16 protein-coding genes are annotated in these 19,476 nt (G+C 56.2%); 15 read left to right on the top strand and 1 reads right to left on the bottom strand.

Features of this window, described 5'->3' with window-relative positions:
- Positions 1-309 precede the first annotated feature (309 nt).
- The 14 genes from ACFE72_RS14735 to ACFE72_RS14670 all read left to right on the top strand — a co-directional run bounded on the left by ACFE72_RS14735 (position 310) and on the right by ACFE72_RS14670 (position 16,644).
- Positions 310-3,288, top strand: a complete 2,979-nt coding sequence (locus ACFE72_RS14735; RefSeq protein ID WP_375413848.1) for a YfhO family protein — start codon at positions 310-312, stop codon at positions 3,286-3,288.
- A 340-nt stretch (positions 3,289-3,628) separates the two neighbouring features.
- Complete coding sequence (locus tag ACFE72_RS14730) at positions 3,629-4,300, top strand: methyltransferase domain-containing protein (protein WP_375413847.1); 672 nt, start codon at positions 3,629-3,631, stop codon at positions 4,298-4,300.
- A 235-nt stretch (positions 4,301-4,535) separates the two neighbouring features.
- Positions 4,536-5,789: a glycosyltransferase family 2 protein gene (locus ACFE72_RS14725; protein WP_375413846.1), complete on the top strand. Its 1,254-nt coding sequence runs from the start codon at positions 4,536-4,538 to the stop codon at positions 5,787-5,789.
- Between the two features lies 1 nt (position 5,790).
- Positions 5,791-6,780: a YbhN family protein gene (locus ACFE72_RS14720; RefSeq protein WP_375413845.1), complete on the top strand. Its 990-nt coding sequence runs from the start codon at positions 5,791-5,793 to the stop codon at positions 6,778-6,780.
- Positions 6,781-6,791: 11 nt separating this feature from the next.
- Entirely contained in the window at positions 6,792-7,736 is a 945-nt protein-coding gene (locus ACFE72_RS14715; RefSeq protein WP_375413844.1) for an NAD-dependent epimerase/dehydratase family protein, read from the top strand.
- Positions 7,733-9,028, top strand: coding sequence for a nucleotide sugar dehydrogenase (locus ACFE72_RS14710; RefSeq protein WP_375413843.1), 1,296 nt, complete (start codon positions 7,733-7,735; stop codon positions 9,026-9,028). Before ACFE72_RS14715 ends, ACFE72_RS14710 begins: the two co-directional genes overlap by 4 nt.
- Entirely contained in the window at positions 9,025-9,894 is an 870-nt protein-coding gene (locus ACFE72_RS14705) for an SDR family NAD(P)-dependent oxidoreductase (protein WP_375413842.1), read from the top strand. The genes ACFE72_RS14710 and ACFE72_RS14705 overlap by 4 nt, the downstream gene beginning before the upstream one ends.
- On the top strand, positions 9,780-10,892 hold the full coding sequence (locus ACFE72_RS14700) for a Gfo/Idh/MocA family protein (protein WP_375413841.1): 1,113 nt from the start codon (positions 9,780-9,782) through the stop codon (positions 10,890-10,892). Before ACFE72_RS14705 ends, ACFE72_RS14700 begins: the two co-directional genes overlap by 115 nt.
- Positions 10,876-11,856 carry a GHMP kinase gene (locus tag ACFE72_RS14695; RefSeq protein WP_375413840.1) on the top strand — a complete coding sequence of 327 codons (981 nt, stop codon included), beginning with the start codon at positions 10,876-10,878 and terminating at the stop codon, positions 11,854-11,856. The genes ACFE72_RS14700 and ACFE72_RS14695 overlap by 17 nt, the downstream gene beginning before the upstream one ends.
- 8 nt (positions 11,857-11,864) lie before the next feature.
- Positions 11,865-12,557: a nucleotidyltransferase family protein gene (locus tag ACFE72_RS14690; RefSeq protein WP_375413839.1), complete on the top strand. Its 693-nt coding sequence runs from the start codon at positions 11,865-11,867 to the stop codon at positions 12,555-12,557.
- Positions 12,557-13,174, top strand: a complete 618-nt coding sequence (locus ACFE72_RS14685; RefSeq protein ID WP_375413838.1) for an SIS domain-containing protein — start codon at positions 12,557-12,559, stop codon at positions 13,172-13,174. The genes ACFE72_RS14690 and ACFE72_RS14685 overlap by 1 nt, the downstream gene beginning before the upstream one ends.
- Positions 13,171-13,719 carry an HAD family hydrolase gene (locus tag ACFE72_RS14680; protein ID WP_375413837.1) on the top strand — a complete coding sequence of 183 codons (549 nt, stop codon included), beginning with the start codon at positions 13,171-13,173 and terminating at the stop codon, positions 13,717-13,719. Before ACFE72_RS14685 ends, ACFE72_RS14680 begins: the two co-directional genes overlap by 4 nt.
- Positions 13,706-14,422 (top strand): transaldolase, encoded by a 717-nt coding sequence (locus ACFE72_RS14675; protein WP_375413836.1) that lies wholly within the window; start codon positions 13,706-13,708, stop codon positions 14,420-14,422. The genes ACFE72_RS14680 and ACFE72_RS14675 overlap by 14 nt, the downstream gene beginning before the upstream one ends.
- Before the next feature lie 548 nt (positions 14,423-14,970).
- Complete coding sequence (locus ACFE72_RS14670) at positions 14,971-16,644, top strand: ArnT family glycosyltransferase (protein WP_375413835.1); 1,674 nt, start codon at positions 14,971-14,973, stop codon at positions 16,642-16,644.
- A 289-nt stretch (positions 16,645-16,933) separates the two neighbouring features.
- On the opposite strand, the gene ACFE72_RS14665 is transcribed toward ACFE72_RS14670, so the two are convergent.
- A complete protein-coding gene (locus tag ACFE72_RS14665) occupies positions 16,934-17,389 on the bottom strand; it encodes a hypothetical protein (protein WP_375413834.1) in 456 nt (151 codons plus the stop codon).
- A gap of 283 nt (positions 17,390-17,672) precedes the next feature.
- On the opposite strand from ACFE72_RS14665, the gene ACFE72_RS14660 reads away from it, so the two are divergent.
- A partial coding sequence (locus ACFE72_RS14660; RefSeq protein ID WP_375413833.1) for an NF038122 family metalloprotease occupies positions 17,673-19,476 on the top strand: 1,804 nt, incomplete at its 3' end.

The following is a 19,476-nucleotide window of genomic DNA, read 5'->3' as shown; positions in this document are numbered from 1 at the left end:
TGCGCTTTCTTCCCGCTTTTAGAGCATCATTCCCCCAGTGCTCAAGCTGCCTTATTCGTCTCGCCCGGCGCGCATGCACGAAGAGCCTCCGCTCGCCGTCACGAAAGGATCCGCCGTCGCGAGACGTGACTGGATTGCCCGCGCGCGGAAAAACCCTCCAACACACACTTTTTCCGGATTGTATTCCAACAATCCGGACTGCATAACGGGCGCGCCGAAGTTCTGGTATTTCACGGAAATAAGGGCTGCCGGGCGCCGCGACCGCAGAGCGGGCGTTCCAGTCTCAAGCAATTACCCTCAGTTTAGCGGATGAAACAGCTCAGAATGTTCTGGAACGCGCTGATAAGGACCGAAGGAATTCGAGCATCTCTGATCCTGGCTCTGATCCTGAATGTCGTTTTTTTTCCCGCGCTATGGGGTGGCAAGACGCTGCTGATGAGCGCGCGTGACGCACCTTCCATAATGCAGTCCGGAGCTTACCAGCAGGACCGGCCGGCGGGGGGCATCAGTCGGACATCGGACGCCGGCGCGCCTGCGTGGCAATCGGAACCCTGGTTGAAAATCGTATGCGATCAGTTTGAAAAAGAGCACAACCTTCCGCTGTGGAATCCGTACAGCGCCTATGGAACTCCCTTAGCGGGCGCCATGCTTGCACAGCCGTTTTACCCGTTGAGTTTCCTCATCTGCATTCACCCCACGGCATGGACATACGACTTTCTGGTTGTCGGCCGGCTGCTTGTAGGCGGCTCGCTGACTTTCTTCTTCGCGTCGTTGTTCCTCGGCTTCCGCCCTTCGCTCTTCGCCGCGATCGCTTTTATGCTTTCCGGCTACTTCACGCTCTACATGGATATGCCGCATCTGAGCGTCGAGGTGCTGCTTCCCGGACTGTGTCTGACGTTCGAGTTATTGCTCCGCAAAAACTCGTTGGCCGCCGTAGCCGGAATTGCGGCCATGGTGCTACTGAGCGCGATCGGCGGTATGCCGGAGTCCATGTTCTTAACAGTGTCATTTGGATGTTGCTATTTCCTCTTCAGGCTCGCGGGTGTTGCGGAATTCCGGCAGCGAGTCTTCGTTCACCTCGGAATGGCAGCCGCGGGGTTGGTACTCGGTTTCGCCCTGGCCGCTTTTCTTCTGCTTCCCTTCTTTGAGTTTATGCGTCTCGCACACGACACTCATCAAGCTGCTAATTTGGGCGGGCATGCGCGTGGGTTAGATTTCTTCGAGAACGGGCGCGCATCCATCACCTATCTGCTTCCTTTGATCTTCGGCCCGGTCGGAAATTCCATCCTGGGTACCGGCTGGACGGGGGTCACCGGCTACTGGGGTGTCGTGCAATGTCTTTTCGCGATACTGGCTCTGTTCAGCTTGTTTCTCTCCTCGCAGAGTTCGCATTTCAATACACTGAAATCTTTAACGTTATTTTTCTCAATCTTTTTGGCTCTCATGCTGCTTAAGCGGTTCGGTCATCCAGCCATCAATTGGATAGGAAGTCTTCCGCTGGCGGACCTGATCGTATACCCGAAATATTTAGAGCCGCTGATGGCATTCTGCGTCGCCATGTTGGCGGGTATTGGATTTTCCGTGTTCGTTGAAGGAGGGACGAAGTTCCGCTATTTCATTATATTCGCTACCACGGTTATAGTGCTGATCGTGATGTTCGCGTTGGCGGGCTGGTCCCTCCCGTCGGTGTTGGAGCTTAAGCAACACGCGGCAGTCTACTACCTGAACGTGCTGGCGGGGGTGCTTGTAGTGCTGGCGGCGGTTATGCTGCTGTTGTCCCCGCTGCAGCGATCCAAACGGATATCCTGGGCGTTAATCGGTTTGCTTTCCATCGAACTGTCGTTCAACTTTGTCGTGCCCAGCTTTTATCTATTCAGCGCGTTGCCCTCCGTGAATATGTCGCCTTTTGCCGGGGCTCCTTACCTGGACTTCCTTAGGACACGAAACACCGAGCACGATCGGGTATTTGGTCGGGAGGGATTCCTTTATCCCAATTGGTCAGGCGTGTTTGGACTGGCGGATGTGCGAACTCTCGACGGCATGTTTTACAAGCGATACATGACGTTCATACGTAATTTCTTGCTCAAACCGGGTGATGAAGGACGCATGAGTGGAGATTTGGCAGATCGTTTCACAGGAGCGGAAGCAAACTATGCCTACGCCTTCGATAGTGAAATCGAGAAGCGGTTTCTGGCGCTCTCTTCGGTGAAGTATTTGATAAGCGGGAGCGAATACGGTGACTCTTCCGAGGTGCGGGACGAAATCGTTGCTCAACATCGCGATGACAACGTTTGGGGATTTGGCATGGGCACGTTCGGAGTGGGGCCGGGCCAGTCCCCTATGGGCGTGTTCCAGCATGCCCCTTCCAGCCGAATTTCTTATAAGACAATCATCGATCCCAAGCGGTCGATGTTCGAAGGAGTGGCGGTCATTAAGCCGGAGGCTCATGACAAGAGTGATGGCGTAGGTTTTCTGCTCGAGGTCAGGACCGGCGGACATACCGAGACGCTGTTTTCCACCTTGCTTAATCCTAAAGATATTCCCGCGGACCGGGCCGGACGACAATTCCAGGTGGACTTGACGCCATATGCTGGAAAGCATGTCGAGCTTCTGTTTTCCACGGATCCGGGCCCGAGCGGAAGCAACGCCTATGACTGGGCGGGATGGACACGACTGCACTTTGTCCCGGCCCCAGGCGCGGAAGCGGATGGGTCCGCGTTCGTTTTCAAACAGGTGTATGAGAGCGAAGTCCGCATTTATGAAAACGACCAGGTACTGCCGCGAGCCTCGCTGTTTGGTGCGGCCGAGGTGCTACCGGATGACCTCGTGTTGAAGCGGCTTAAGGAGCCGTCTTTTCGCCCCAACGCAACGGTCCTCTTATCCGCGGAGTCACTTTCGGACGAGGATTTAGCAAGGGTTCGTCCGCTAACCGAGGCCCGCGAAGGCCGGGTCGCAAAGGCGCGGATCGCATCCTACGATTCCCAGCGCGTGGTGATCGAGGCGGAGACTAGCGCGCCGGGTGTGCTTATGCTCAACGACACGAACTATCCGGGCTGGCGCGCTACCGTCGACGGCAAGCAAACGTCTGTGCTGCAAGCAGACTATTTGTTTAGAGGCGTCATCGTGCCTGCGGGCAAGAGCATCGTCGAGTTCTCCTACAAGCCGACGTCTTTCCGATTAGGGGCAGCGATTTCCGCGGTGGCCCTCGTCGTCCTGGCGGCTGCTGCGGCGCTTTTGCGTCGCCGAAAGCGATTGTACCGCCCATCTTCGGCCCTATCCAGCCGGTGAGGTGATATCCGCCTCGAACGAGGCAGGGATCGGACCCATCGCCACTCCGCCGTTGAAATCTCAGTCCGATCGAGACGAAGGAAAAGCAATCCAATCCGGTCCCGTTTCCAAGGAAAATCGGCCGAGTTGCGTCTCATCCCGTTTGATTTTTGGTATTATATTACCTGATATCCCGGATGAATCGGATATGAATTAGCTGAAATTACTTCACCAAAGCACGACCCGGCATCGATTATTTGATGAGTTTTCCAGCAACCTTCCACCTGAGGTTCAACGATGCTAGGTGATCCGAGACGCTTTGTTTACGCATGAAAACCTCCTGCATAACTGGAAGGTCGAGATGAAGAGTATCGATTCAATTTACTACCGGGATGCTGGCTCGATCAGAACCGCTCGCGGCGTGTCGGCAAGGGCCAGAAAGGCGATGTATGATTTGTTTATCAGCGAATTTGCACCCGATCATTCTGTTTCTATTTTAGATATTGGAGTCTCGGAGGAGGATGGCCTGGAAGCCAACATGCTCGAGCAACAATATCCATGGCCTGGCCAAATCACCTGTGCAGGACTTGGAGATGGCGCCGCTTTAAGAAGCGCTTTTCCGAAGGTTTCATATGTCAGCATCTCGGCGGGTGAACGACTTCCATTCCAAGACGGACAGTTCGACATTGTTTGTTCTAACGCTGTCTTAGAGCATGTTGGCGGACCAAGCGAGCGAGCGTTCTTTTTAGCTGAAGCTCAGCGCGTCGCTAGCTCGGCATTTATCACAGTGCCGAATGGATGGTTTCCAATCGAGCATCATACGGCGGTTCCACTGTTGCACTGGAATCCAAAATTTTTTCGGTTTCTCCTAAAACGAACGCGGTTCTCCTATTGGACGACCCCTCGAAATGTGGAATTTCTGAGCGAGGCATTGCTGGCCAAAGAGTGGAAAGGTAAGAAGACACTGAAGATTTGCAAAACGGGCATGTATTTAGGGCCTCTGAGCTCGAATCTTGCCTTGATTATTCGCTAAGCGAATCGGCGCGATGCGTTTGACATCGTTGGATCAGCCTTTGCCCCCACGGGTGGTGTCCAGATGACCATTCTGTAGATGCAAGACACCATTGAGACGTGATCTCGGAAGCCTAAAAACCTAGCTTGCCGGGCTGGTAAGCTCGGATCACCTGTGCTAATCGCCTGCAGGTTTTTTGCTTCCATTCGGCTAGATCGGTCCGAAGAGAGGAGCCACCTCCACCGGAATCCAATCTATGACCTGCTCAGTGGCTAGCACAGACATAATCGCGGAACATCATCTGTCGCGTTCGACGGCATGGAGCACCCTCTTCAACCATTACGAGGCTGCCTTCGTTCGTGCGAATGGCGTTGAACGTAAGAGACTGGCGTTTACATTCGGCGGCGTTGGAATCGAGGAACTCCGTCGAGAAGTAGGCGTCCGAACGGCTGCTTCTACGTGGGGCGACCTCCTCCTTCTTGATGTTCACCTCGCCTTCGATCAGTATGATCGCGCGCGGGAGCATTTGGCCGAAATCCTTTTTCGCGCTGGATATGAGTCACCGATAATTTGGGCGTCACGAGACATCCTTCAAAAGGAAAGCCAGCGCTCCGGCATATTCAACGACGTTTTATCTTCTGAAGCGTTGGGATTTCCTCCGAGCTTTGGCCTGAGCGACATCAAAAGTATTGCAAACCAGAAGGGCCGCCTCCTGGCAATCGGTGTGAGAGGGAAGCAACGTCCTCCAGATGAACGGAACTGGAAAATCTCAGTGGTCTTGCCGGCCTTCAACGAATCCAGCACGATTGATGTTGTTCTTAAACGGATCTTGGCGAAGAGAATTCAAGACGCGACGATCGAGGTTTGTATCGTTGAAAGTAATTCAACGGACGGGACACGAGAGAAGGTTCTCGCCTACCAAAATCATCCGCAGGTAAAGATTGTTCTGGAAGACTGTCCCCGCGGTAAGGGGCATGCTGTCCGGGCTGGGCTGCAACAGGTCTCAGGCGACGTAATAATTATTCAGGACGCCGATCTCGAGTATGACATCGACGACTACGAAAATTTGATCAATCCAATTCGAGCCTACAAGGCAAGTTTCGTACTGGGATCGCGGCATCCGGCGGGAGAACGGGTTTGGCAGCTCCGCAGCTTTGAGGGGCAGCAGTTCATTTCAAGCGTTATGAATGTCAGTCATCTGTTCTTCGCTTGGTTGTTGAACTTCACCTTTCGTCAGCGGTTGCGCGATCCGTTTACGATGTTCAAGGTTTTTCGACGTGACGCGATTGAAAACGTGCATCTCGAGTGCAACCGGTTTGATTTCGATATTGAACTGGTAGGCAAGCTTACCCGTGTTGGGCGCTTGCCGATTGAAATCAACGTCAAATATATCTCGCGATCGTTTGATGAAGGAAAAAAAGTTTCCTTTTTTCGAGACCCGCCGACCTGGGTAGCGGCGTGCGCAAAACATCGCTTTTCGACACTCTATCTATCAGCGTCCCCCCGCTAAGATGAAATCAAAACTAAAGGGGCTGATTGGCCTTTTAAGCAGTCTTCTGCTGCTGGGTCTCATCTTTGTTCTACTCCGAGCAAAAAATGCTGATTCTCTCTTAGAGGCTTGGCGCCGACTAGGATTCCTCAGCCTGTTTATTGCCGTCACCTGCGTGTTGGGGACGACCTTAGCCGGAGCATGGAGACTGCAGGCCATCATGGCCATTTCTAATAATGCTAAATCTAGTCTTGCAAGTCTGCTCCGGCTCCAACTGGTCTCGCAGTTTGTCGCACACGGAGCTCCAATTTCGGCACTTGCCGATGTCGCGAAAGTAGCGATTCTTTCTCTCAGGTTTAATCTGTCGCCGGGCGCGTCTTTGCGGGTCGTGGTTTATGAACGTGTACTGGGTGCCATCGCCATCATATGTTTGGGATCGGTGGCCTTCGGTTTCCAATTTCTGGTTTCGGTGCCTCTACACGTTCTCAAAGTTGAAGCGTTGGTCTGGGCTACGGGGATATTGGGGATTATGGTCCTACTCGGACTTTCTCGATTCAAAATTGTTACCGGGATAGGTTTGCTGGACAAGGCGATCCGCGGCATATTCACGGTCGGCCACCTGCTGTTCCGGCCAAGGCTGTCTGTTACGTTGCTGATATCGTCTGCGGTCCAACTTCTGTTGATGGCGACGGCGTTCCTTGTGCTTGCCGAGTCCATGCACCTCGTCGTTTCGCCGCTACAACTGATCCTCTTCATGCCGTTCGTTTTTTTTGTAGCGTCGCTGCCCATTTTCTATCTCGGTTGGGGAGGGCGCGAAGCTGCAGTGGTCTTAACCCTCGGCTCGGTTTCATCCATGACTTCTTCAGAAGCCGTGGCGTTGTCCGTCGCCTTCGGAGTTTGCGTTCTGCTGGCTGCATTACCGGGAGGAGTGTTCTGGTTGATGCGACCATCAATGCGGAAGGCGGCCAGTGACCGGGCCGCTCAGTTGCAAACGTTGAGCGAGGAGAATTAATGCTTGCCTTTGTGACGGGCGCCGCCGGTTTTATTGGAAGTAATCTGGTAGATCGGCTGTTGGCGGATGGAAATAAGGTGGTGGGGTATGACAATTTCTCGACCGGCCGTCGGCCGTTTCTAGCCTCCGCATTGCGATCCCCCAACTTCAGTCTGGTCGAAGGAGATTTGCTCGACACCGAGAAATTAAGCCGGGTGATGGCAGGTTGTGAAATGGTTTTTCATCTCGCCGCCAATGCCGATGTTCGTTTCGGCACCCACCATCCGTTCAGGGATCTCGAGCAGAACACCATTGTTACTTACAACGTCCTCGAGGCCATGCGCGCAAATGGCATCAGGAAGATAGCGTTTTCGTCGACCGGCTCGGTTTACGGAGAAGCAACGATTTTCCCGACCCCGGAGAACGCGCCCTTTCCTGTGCAGACCTCGCTATACGGCAACTCCAAAGTTGCGGCCGAAGGCCTGATCTCGTCCTATTGCGAGGGTTTCGGATTTCAAGGCTTCATCTTTCGTTTCGTTTCGATTCTCGGCGAGCGCTACACCCATGGTCATGTCTTCGACTTCTATCAAAAGCTGCTGGCCGATCCGTCGCGGCTTGAAGTGCTGGGTAACGGCAGGCAGCGCAAGTCGTATCTCTATATCCACGATTGCATAGACGCGGTCATGGTTGCGGTCGGGAAAGCCACCGAGCCCGTCAATATCTTCAATCTGGGCCAGGATGAATATTGCGAGGTCAACCAGTCGATCGGGTGGATTTGCCGGCGGCTCAACGTCGCACCCGAGCTGATCTATACGGGGGGCGAGCGCGGCTGGATCGGCGATAATCCCTTTATCTTCCTTGACTGCGGCCGAATCCGCTCCCTCGGCTGGACACCGAAATTGTCCATTCAGGACGGCGTCGTCGCAACGCTGGAATATCTCATTGCCAATCCATGGGTCGTCGAGGCTCGGTCGTGAAAGTCTGCGTCCATGGCCTTTGGCATCTCGGCACCGTCACGGCGGCGTGTCTCGCGGCGCGCGGAATAGCAACCGTCGGGCTTGCCGAAACCGAACAGGCCGCCGCCAAGCTCGATGCCGGGACCGCTCCGCTGTTTGAGCCCGGCCTTGACGCGCTGCTGCGGCAGGGTTTGGAGCAGGGAGCGCTGAGCTTCACCGCGGATGTCGCCGCAGCCGTCTCGTCGTCAAATCTTGTTTGGATTTGTTTTGACACGCCGGTCGATGATAACGACGTCGCCGATGTCGATTACGTGCTCGATCGGGTGCGCGGCACCTTTCCGCATCTGAAGAGCGGGTCGGTCGTGCTGATCTCGTCACAGGTCCCGGTCGGCAGCACCGCGCGGCTGGAGCGGGAATTCGCCGAGGTTGCGAATGGACGCGACGTCTCATTTGCCTATTCGCCCGAGAACCTTCGACTTGGCGACGCCATCCGCGTGTTTACGCAATCGGAACGCATCGTAATCGGGGTTCGCGGCAGTGACGTACGCCGGCTCATCGAGCCGGTGCTCGAACCATTCTGCGAGACGCTGCTGTGGACACGGGTCGAATCGGCCGAAATGGTCAAACACGCCTTGAACTCATATCTGGCCACCTGCGTGACGTTTACGAACGAGATTGCCACCTTGTGCGAGCGTGTTTCAGCCGACATGAGCGAAGTTGAAACGGCATTGCGTCTCGACCCCCGCATCGGGAAAAAAGCGTATGTCCGCGCCGGATCCGCGTTCGGCGGCGGGACTTTGGCGCGCGACATCCAGTTCCTCAAGGCCGTCGCTACCGATCACGGCGTGCGCGCTCCGGTATTGAACGCGGTCCTGGAGAGCAACGACCATCACAAGGGATGGGTGGTCCGGCATTTGCGTCACCGGCTTGGAGCGTTGAAGGGGAAAAAGATCGGCATTCTGGGTCTGGCCTACAAGGCAGGTACCGATGCCATACGACGTTCAGTGGCGATCGAGGTCATTGAGGAATTGCTTGCCGGCGGTGCCGATGTCACGGCTTTTGATCCGAAGGTGACGGTGCTGCCGGCACCGCTGAATTCGGCGGTCACCGTTGCGGTCTCGAGCAATCAAGTTTTCGAGGACAGCGCCGCTGTGGTATTTGCTACCGAGTGGCCGGAATTTCTGAAGCTCGACTTCGCGGTGCTGGTACCCGCCATGAAGCGAGCATTGTTGATCGATCAGAACGCCTTTGCCGCGAAGCAGTTACCGGACCTATCCGGATTGGAATACATCGTTGCGGGCAAGGTGCAATGAAGCTCAAAGGTCGCTTTGCGCTGATTACGGGTGCCAGCCAAGGGCTTGGCGCCGAAATCGCGCGCCAGTTCGTGGCGAACGGTGCGTCGGTCATGCTCTGCGCGCGCAGTGCGGATAAACTTCGCGACCAGCAGCAAGCACTTGCGCCGCTCCTCCTACCGGGTTCCCGCATCGTCACCGTGGCTGGCGATGTGGGAGAGGTCAACGACGTCGACGCCATCTTCGCGAGAATAAATTCGGATTTTCCCCGGCTTGATATCCTCGTCAACAATGCCGGAATTTACGGCCCAATGGGCAATATCGAGAACGTCCACTGGAATGAGTGGGTCGATGCAATCCGGATCAATCTACTGGGTCTGGTTTACGTCGCTCGGGCGGCGGTTCCGATCTTCAGGTCGCAGCGATACGGCAAGATGATCAACATTTCCGGCGGCGGGGCTGCGAATCCGATGCCGGGAATCACGGCATACGCGGTGTCCAAGGCCGGGGTCGTTCGATTTACCGAGTCGCTCGCGCTTGAATGCAAAGCCGACAATATCGACGTCAACGCGATCGCGCCTGGCGCCCTCGTCACCCAGATGATGACGCAGCTTCTTGAGGCAGGCCCCGATAAGGTAGGAAAAGATTTCTACGAACGCATGAAAAAGATAGCGGACGAGGGCGGAACACCGCTCGACGTCGGCGCGGCGCTTTGCGTCTTTCTGGGCTCATCGGAAAGCGACGGCATCACCGGAAAATTGATCGCCGCGCAATGGGACCGATGGGAAGACTGGCCCCTGCATCTCGACGAACTGAACAGCAGCGACGTCTATACCCTGCGGCGCATCACCGGCCGCGACAGGAACAAGCAATGGGGCGATCGGTGAAGAGCGGACCGGGAGTTGCGATCGTCGGCTGTGGCCTGATCGGCCAAAAGCGGGCCAAGGCGCTGGGCGGCGCGCGCCTCGTGGTCTGTGCCGACGTCGTGCAGGAACGCGCCGACCGGCTGGCCGCAACCGTTGATGGTTGCAACGCCGTGGCCGATTGGAAACAGGCGGTCAGCGATCCCGCAGCCGCGATCGTGATCGTCGCGACGTTGCACGACAGCCTGGCGGAAATCGCACATGGCGCGGTCGCAAACGGCAAGCACGTCTTGATCGAAAAGCCGGCGGCGCGCCGGGCGGGCGAACTTGCCGGCCTTTCGGAAGCCGCGGCTGCCAGCGGAAGCCTGGTGCGGGTCGGCTTCAACCATCGCTACCATCGCGCCCTGCAGAAGGCGCATCAGCTGGTCGCGTCCGGCGCGCTCGGTCCGCTGATGTTCTTGCGGGCCCGGTACGGTCATGGCGGGCGGCCAGGTTATGACCGGGAGTGGCGATCCAATCCCGCCACGTCGGGCGGCGGCGAACTCATCGATCAGGGGCCGCATCTCATCGACCTGGCGCGCTGGTTCCTCGGCGAATTCCCGGAGGTCGAGGGTTTCGCAGCCACGTATTTCTGGGATATGCCGGTAGACGACAACGGGTTTCTTTTGCTTAAGACGGCTGCAAAACAGGTTGCATTTCTGCATGCCAGCTGCACTGAATGGAAAAACACCTTCTCATTCGAAATCTACGGGCGGGACGGAAAACTCGAGATCAACGGGCTTGGCGGCAGCTATGGTATCGAGCGCCTGACCTTTTACCGGATGCTGCCGGAAATGGGTCCGCCCGAGACGACCTCGTGGGAATACCCGATGGCCGACAACTCGTGGGACGTCGAGTTCGCGGAATTTCTGGACGATATCCGCTTAAAGCGCGCGCCGTCGGCTGGCGTGCGTGACGCAATAGAGGCACTTACCATTATCGAAAAAATCTACAGGATCTCTGGTTATGATCACCACGCGTAGTCCGCTTCGTATCAGCCTTGGCGGAGGCGGAACCGACCTGCCTTCGTACTACCGCGAGCACGGCGGGTTTCTGATCGCCGGCGCCATCAACCGCTACGTCTATGTCAACGTGATGCGGCCGTTCACCACGGGGATCTACCTGAAATATTCCCATCTCGAGCACGTCGATGCCACCGACGACGTGCAGCATCCCATCATTCGCGAAGCCATCAAGATGCTTGATTTCAGGACGCCGCAAGTCGAGATAACGACGCTGGCGGATATTCCGTCAGGTACGGGCCTGGGGTCGTCGGGAAGCTTTACCACGGCGCTTCTGAAGGCTCTCTATGTGCACAGGATGCGTCAGATCGAGCCCAAGGAATTGGCGGAAAAGGCTTGCGAAATCGAGATCGACCGTCTCGGCGAACCGATCGGCAAGCAGGATCAGTATATTGCGGCTTGCGGAGGGCTTACCTGCTTTACGTTCAATCCGGACAATTCCGTCGACGTCGAGCCTCTCAAGATCTCGATGGATACCAAGTTCGATCTCGAAGACAATCTGCTGCTGTTCTTCACCGGATTTTCCAGGAGTGCCGGGTCGATCCTGAAGGATCAAAACACCAAGACCAAAGGCAGCGACAAAGACATGATCGCAAACCTGCATTTTGTAAAGGAGCTGGGGCTTCGAAGCAAAGCGATGCTGCAATCCGGCAAGACCGAAGATTTTGGCGCCCTGATGCACGAACACTGGGAACATAAGAAGCGCCGTTCCGGCGGAATGAGCAATGCGCAGATCGACGATTGGTACGACCTCGGCGTGAAAAACGGCGCGACCGGCGGCAAGCTGGTTGGTGCGGGGGGCGGCGGATTTCTTCTGTTCTATGCCAATGACCGGAACAAGCTGCGCCATGCCATGACCAAGGCCGGCCTCGAAGAAGTCCGGTTTGCGTTCGACTTCGAGGGAACAAAAGTGCTGTTCTCGTGAAGCTTCCGGTGGCTATCCTTGCGGGTGGTCTGGCCACCCGGCTTCATCCAGTCACCCAAACCATTCCCAAGGCCTTGGTGGACGTGGCCGGCGAACCCTTCATATTGCGCCAGCTGGCCTATCTGAAACGTCAAGGCGTGGCAAAAGTAGTGCTTTGTATAGGATACTTGGGCGAGCAGATCGAGGCGGTTGTCGGCGACGGATCGGCAAGTGGACTATCGGTAACCTACTCGCAGGATTGGCCCAAGCTAATGGGAACCGGGGGGGCCCTGAGGCGGGCTTTGCCGCTTCTGGACTCCCAGTTTTTGGTCCTGTATGGAGACTCCTATCTGCCCATTGACTTCGCCCGCGTCGAACAGGCTTTTCTGAACAGCGGCAAGCCCGCCTTGATGACGGTCCAGCGCAATGCGGACCAATGGGACAAGAGCAACGTTCTGTTCCTGAACGACGTGCTTGTGGAGTACAACAAGAGGGCTCCAAGGCCTGAAATGAGCCACATCGATTATGGACTTGGTGCCCTTTCGGCTCAGATCCTCGTCAAGCAAAGCGCCAAGGAACCGTTCGATCTGGCTGACATCTATCATGGACTTTCGCTATCGGGAGAGCTGGCCGGTTACGAAGTGCATGAGCGATTCTATGAAATAGGTTCGCATGACGGCCTGGCGGAAGCGGCTGAGTACTTCAAGAGCAGGGGATTATGATGGGTTACGCTGAACAGCATATGCGCGAGTCCGCTGAGATCATTGCGAAGATGGACTTGGCCGCGATCGAGAAAATGGCGGACCTGCTGGCGCAGTTGAAAAGCGAGGGCGGACGGGTCTTCTTCCTGGGCGTCGGCGGCAGCGCCGGCAATTGCTCTCACGCGGTCAACGATTTCCGCAAGATCGTAGGGATCGAGTGCTATGCGCCAACCGACAACGTATCCGAATTGACCGCGCGCACCAACGACGAAGGCTGGGCGACCGTCTTTGTCGAATGGTTGAAAATTAGCAAATTGCTCGCGAAAGACGCACTTTTCATTTTTTCCGTCGGTGGGGGCAATCTTGAAAAGAATATCAGCCCCAACCTCGTGACAGCGCTGCAATATGCGAAAACGGTTGGTGCAAAGGTCATGGGAGTCGTCGGCCGGGACGGTGGTTATACCGCGCAGGTCGCCGATGCCTGCGTCATCGTGCCGACCGTCAACACGGAGAACATCACCCCACATTCGGAAGCGTTTCAGGCTGTCGTCTGGCATCTGCTTGTGTCGCATCCGAAGCTGAAGGCCAATCAGACCAAGTGGGAATCGGCGGTCGCAACCTCCGGTTCTTCCAGATGACTTCGAGGGCCATTTTCCTCGATCGCGACGGCGTGCTCAATCGTCCGATCGTCCGGGACGGGAAACCTTATCCGCCGCCGCAGGTCGAGAACCTGGAGATCTACGATGGACTTCGCGACCAGCTTCAGCGATTGAAGGACCGAGGCTTTGTCTTGATCGTTGTCACGAATCAGCCTGACGTGGCGCGGGGCACGACGCCCAGGGAAACCGTCGAGGAAATCAACGAAGCAATTGCCCGTCACATTCCCGCGATCGACCGGTTCATGGTCTGTTTTCATGACAATGGCGACGGCTGTGACTGCCGGAAACCGAGGCCGGGGATGTTGTTGCGGAGCGCGGAGGAATTCGACGTCGACCTCGGTCGCAGCTACATGATCGGGGATCGCCGCGGCGACGTGGAAGCGGGCATTGCGGCGGGCAGCCGTACGATTTTTATCGATCGCGCTTACAGGGAAACTGCGCCCGAACGGTACGATTACAAGGTCGGTTCGACCCAGGAAGCGCTGACAATCATAGAGAGCGAGATGGACCATGAAAAAAGTTGAAGATCTGACCGTAAAAATCTTTGCGGATGGCGCCGACAGAGCGGGCATGATGGAGATGTATGCAAAGCCGTTCGTCAAGGGTTTGACCACCAACCCGACCCTGATGCGCAAGGCCGGGATAACCGATTACAAGGCGTTTTCGCTCGACATCCTGAAGGCAATTCCGGACCGTCCGATTTCGCTCGAGGTTTTCTCGGACGATTTATCGGACATGGAGCGCCAGTCGATGGAAATCGCCGGTTGGGGCGAAAACGTCTATGTCAAGATTCCGGTGATGAACACCCAACGGAATACCAGTTACAAGCTCATCGAAAAACTTGCGGCCCGGAAGGTGAAGCTGAACATCACGGCCTTGATGACGTTGACGCAGGTGCGCGACGTGGTGGCCGCGCTGGATCCGAATGTGCCGAGTTACGTCTCGGTATTCGCGGGACGCGTTGCTGATACCGGTCAGGATCCGCTGCCGATGATGATGGCTGCCGTTGAATTGCTCAAGGTCGCACCGGCCGCCGAATTGATCTGGGCCAGCCCCCGCGAGCTGTTGAACATCTTCCAGGCGGATGCGATCGGGTGCCACGTCATTACCGTAACCAACGATATTCTGAAGAAACTGTCGCTGGTCGGGAAGAACCTCGACGACTATTCGCTTGAGACGGTCAAGATGTTCCACGATGACGCGCTGCATGCCGGGTACAAACTATAGCGGTACGTTCGACAAAGCGCGGTGTGCGTCATTTGTTCGGAGCCCATAACGGCCAATGGCACCTGGAAGAAAAACAAATCGGCCCAGACGAACAACTGCGGAGCTTGTCGCGCTTATCAGGCAGCGCCACGAGGATTGGTGGCCGCATGAATTTCCGCTTACGATTGTCAGGTCGGCAGAGCACGATTGGACGGCGATTACGGACGCGGCGCTGGGAAACGACTTTGTTGCAAGTATCGGCCGGATTGTAAGTGACCTGCGATTGCAAAATGCGTGGGTCGGCCAATAGCGGCCGCGTTTGACGAGCGCTTGGACGGATTGAACGAATTCCTCGAGAGGCGTTGAACGATGTTCATCTTCGCAATTGGATCTTGGAGCTGTCATTGAGGAGGACAAAGGACGCGGAGTCCTTTGTGCAGACCCCAACATGCGCAGAGGACCGGGGGGCGCGGTACGCAAAGCAGAGCGATACAGAGATGGTAATTAATTCTTTCGATTGGACGCCAACCCGCGAATGGAGTTCCCCTTTACTCCGCAGAGCGACGAACTTGCCGCAAGTCATTTGTATTGCCGTCGCGTGTTTATTCTTTTGGGTTGGCATACAATGGATTTGGGAGCATCGGGTCGGTGGGCTTCTCGACATGGATGAGGCCGGCTACTTCGGTATTGCCGTCGGGGATTATTTTGAACTCACCAAGAACGGCTTCTTAGCTTGGCTAAAGCAGGTGACAGGCCCGAACATCCAGGCCCCTCTAACAACGGCGCTGACATCTTTAGTTTATGCAGCCGCGGGCCTCGAACTGCATTACGGTTACCTTGTGCCCCTGGCGAGCGCCACGATCGCGATCCTAGCAGCATATTGGCTTGCCTGCGAAATCGCCGGTCCCTACGCTGGGTTGGGCGCCGCCGCATTGACTGCTACGACTCCGCTGATTGTCATCTATTCGCGAAGCTTCCATTTCGCTATGCCTGCTACGGCTCTTGTTGCCTTGGCGTTACTCGCAGCCGTAAAATCTGATCGTTTTTCTAAAACTGGATGGTCGATTGCCTTCGGAATATTTTTAGGTCTATTACCGCTAGCGCGAACGATGACGATTGCTTTCATTCCAGGAATTTTGTTCGGAGCGGCGCTCAACATTGCGTCGAGCGCGTCGCTTTCGGGCCGCTTGATCCGTTTCGTTGGTGCGCTCGGAGTTGCGGCGATCGTTTCGGCGATGTGGCTTGCGTTCACGTGGAAAGAAGTGGGCAGTTACTTGTTTAGCTTCGGGTACGGTACCCGAGCCGCAGAATACGGCACGGTCATACCGTTTTTTTCGCTAGATACCCTTCAGAGGGCGATACTCCTCGTCGCCTGCTCCGTCTTTTTGCCGCATCTTATTTTAATTGCTCTCGGACTTGCGGTGATGCCAGCCGTCGCATTTCACGCCATCCGGCAGCACGGATGGAAGAGCGGAACATATGTAGCCAACTCTCCGCTATTGCTTCTTACCGTGACGGTATTCTGCGGAATTGCAGCTCTGGTGAGTTCACCCAACACCGGGTCCGCGTTTATTGCGCCATTGCTTCCCCCGCTTGTGGTACTCGCGGTCTGTTTGGCTTGGCAAGCGTCGACCCTGCGACTCTACCGCGCCGCCGTTCTTTTCGTCATTGTGAGCACCGCTATCGTGGTGGGGCTTCCTTTTTTGAATATCTATACCTTGCCGCAGGGTGCAACCGGGGTGCCATACCTGGGTCCGGTGGGTGTGTCGGATAATCGAGGAACCATAGACATCTATATAGACAGCAGCGGCCCGCGGGCTATGGGCCGTAACAAGGCGGACGCCGCGCTGTGGCTCGCGGTATTTGCTGAAACAAATCACGCCATTTCTGAAAATGGCGAAAGCGGTGGAGTAGCGGTCGGTTTCCGAAACGGAATTTACAGTGTGAATGCGCTTGGACTTCAGTATTTCTTAAAGACGCGTGCTGGTCGCAGTTTCATCCTTGTGGACCCGGGAGGGACGGGAAATACTACGGGAGGTTTTCGCGAATGGCTAACTAATGGAGCGGCGGCCCACTCGAACTTGCTTTTGACGTCGCCCGGGGAGGAAGGTGAAGACTTTGGTCCCCCGGTCGATTACGCCGCACTGGAAGTCGCAGCGCGCGATGTGGATTTCCTCCCCGTCGATACTTGGACGTTGCCCAACGGCCGCGTCGTGACGTTATGGAAACGGCCCAAGCGGTAGCGGCGGATACAGTTCGGATATTTAAACAGAAGCCGGAGGTGTTTGATGTCAGATCGAGGCATCGTTGCCGCAGCTCCAGTTGGCCTACGAGCCACCTACTGCCTATGACATTCGGGGCAAAGCGTTAACATCGCGGCGTCGGACCGTGCTTCGGCATATCATTGCCGGAGGGATCATCGTGGCCAGCATTGCTCCGGCGGGCACGCGCAAAGCTTCAGCTTCATGGAAGCGCTTCAGATCACGCTGCATCAGCTATATGCGGTGCAGCCTGAAAGTCGAGATTTCAGGCTCAGAATGGGCATTGGGAAGCCTGTACCCACCAACCCGGATTAATTCCGACGACAGTCACACATTCGCCGGGAGGGCCTTCAAGGGGGACCAATAGCCCAAAGCTCCGCCCGTCTGGATTATTATTTGTATAGCGATATCGTTTTTCCGGCGACGGATCCTCCGGGATATTTTTCAAGAACCCGCCATCAACCAGGTCTTTCTTGAGGTCGCTGACCGGGTTGTCGGTAAAGTTGGGATATCCTCCGCGTGCCTTGTGATAATTTTCCAAGGCGCCCTTGAGAAGCGCGGCATCTTTAACGCGTTGCTGATCTCGAATGTAAGCTCCGCCGAAGCCAGGCAGGTACATATCAATCGCATACAGCGTGCCGACAAACGAGAGCGCCATCATCCCAAATCCACCAATTGCGGTCAGCAGCCATCGCGAGACCTTCATGTCGGCGAATTTTACCACCATGGATTCCCAATGCAGCTTCTTCGAACCTACCGCGGCAACTTTGCGGCGTAAAGACCTGCCGGCATCCGATAATGCCGCGCAAGGTCAGACGGGTCACAGCCATGGGAGGCTACAATACTTATTAAAGAAGTGTTGTAGCAGTCCGGGAAACTGGCCCGCCCAAATTAAGCCAACCTATAACAGCCTGCTTCAAGATACGGAAGAATCGCGAATCGCATCCGGCAAGGATCCGCCGAACGCCGTCCCGCTTGCTTCTGATAATGGGCCTGCTCGAGAGTAGTCAATGAACTCGGATTTCCTTCCAAGTCTGCTACCAGGTGAGCAACAGCCTTCAGACGATGACTTCAATGCCGTGGGTGGCGAAATCTTCGCGACCTTCTCACCCTGGGCATCCTGGCTCAGTGACGGCAATCCCTTCGCCCCCGCGCCGACTACCTGGTTGCCGACCGTATCCGGCGGGACGGCTGACGGTCCCAGCGACCCGGGTTCCGTGGTCGTCGTCAGCTCCGGCGGCCTTACCATCAACCTGATGTTCGATGCCGCCGCATTGGCGGCACCTGCAAGCTTTCGGGCCGGGATACAGCAGGCTGTCGCTATCATGGCGGCGGCCTTTTCCGACAAGATCACCGTCAATTTGAAGATCGACTATAGCGGAACCGGTGGGGGCGCCGCCGCCGGTCCCGATCACGGCGTGTTCCAGAGCTATTCGTCGATCAGGGCCGACCTGATCAACAATGCGACGCCGGGCGATACGTCGTTCAACGCGCTGGCGGCCGGATCATCGATCCAGGAACAGTCAAGCATCGCCGTCTGGAACGCGCAGTTGAAGCTTTGGGGCCTGATGGGGGCCAATGATACAACCACCGACGATGGCAGTGCTACCTTTGCAACTGATATCGATCCGAGCCTCTTGGTTGGCGTTGCGCTGCACGAACTGACTCATGCGATGGGCCGCGTTCCCTACGGCGTCCAGCCGGATATCTTCGACCTGTTCCGCTTTACAAATCCGGGCACTCGGCTGTTCCAAGGCGGCACCACCGCCCCGGCCGCCTATTTTTCCTTAGACGGGGGCAATACCAAGCTTGCTGATTATGGCCGCACCTCCGACGTCAGCGACTTTCTCAATACTGGCGTGCAAGGTTCCAATGATCCGTTCAACGAATTTTATAACGGAAGTACCTCGCAACGGCTCACTGCCATCGACCTGAAGCAACTGGTCGCTTTGGGATTCCATCTGGTTCCTTTCGACACTCATGTTCCCGCACTCATCCATAATATCCCGCTCTCACTTAACGCGGGTGCCACCCAGACCATCACCTCAAGCCTTCTCAGCGTCCTTGATGATGTCAGTTCCGGCGCGCAGCTGCGCTACACGGTAACAACGGGCGCAAGCCACGGTACGTTGTTGTTAAACGGGACCCCAGCATCTGCCTTCACGCAGGCGGACATTGACAGCGGGCTTGTCAGCTACCAGGAGACCGCAAACGGCTTCGCCTCCGATACATTTTCCTTCAAAGTAGCGGATGCTTCGGGCAACACCACCGACGTGTCGTCTTTCCAGATCAATATCAGTCCGTTCGACCCACTGGCGTACGTTGCCTCCAATCCGGATATGATTGTTGGCTTTGGTCTCAATCTAGCCGCCGCCACGGACTACTACTTCAGCATCGGCATCCATGAGCGTCGCGCCACAAACTCGTTCGACGCGCCGGAGTATCTCGCGTCGAATCCCGACCTAATTTCGCCGGGCGTTACCCCGCTGATGGGCATGCAGCACTACGTCGCTCATGGATATTCCGAGCATCGCGCCATCGCTTCGTTCGACGCGCTGGAATATCTTGCCTCCAATCCCGACCTTATTTCGCCGGGTGTCACCGAGGCGATGGCATCGCAGCACTACGTCAATCACGGATACTTCGAGCATCGCGCCACTGCCTCGTTCAACGCGCTGGAATATCTTGGGTCAAATCCTGACCTGATTTCGCCTGGCGTCACCGAGGCGATGGCATCGCAGCACTATGTCGACCACGGGTACTTCGAGCATCGCGCCACTGCCTCGTTCAACGCGCTGGAATATCTTGCGTCGA

Source organism: uncultured Bradyrhizobium sp., from assembly GCF_964252615.1.
Lineage (GTDB): Bacteria > Pseudomonadota > Alphaproteobacteria > Rhizobiales > Xanthobacteraceae > Bradyrhizobium.
The sequence above is the reverse complement of the archived record's forward strand: the minus strand, read 5'-3'. Positions and strand labels throughout refer to the sequence as shown.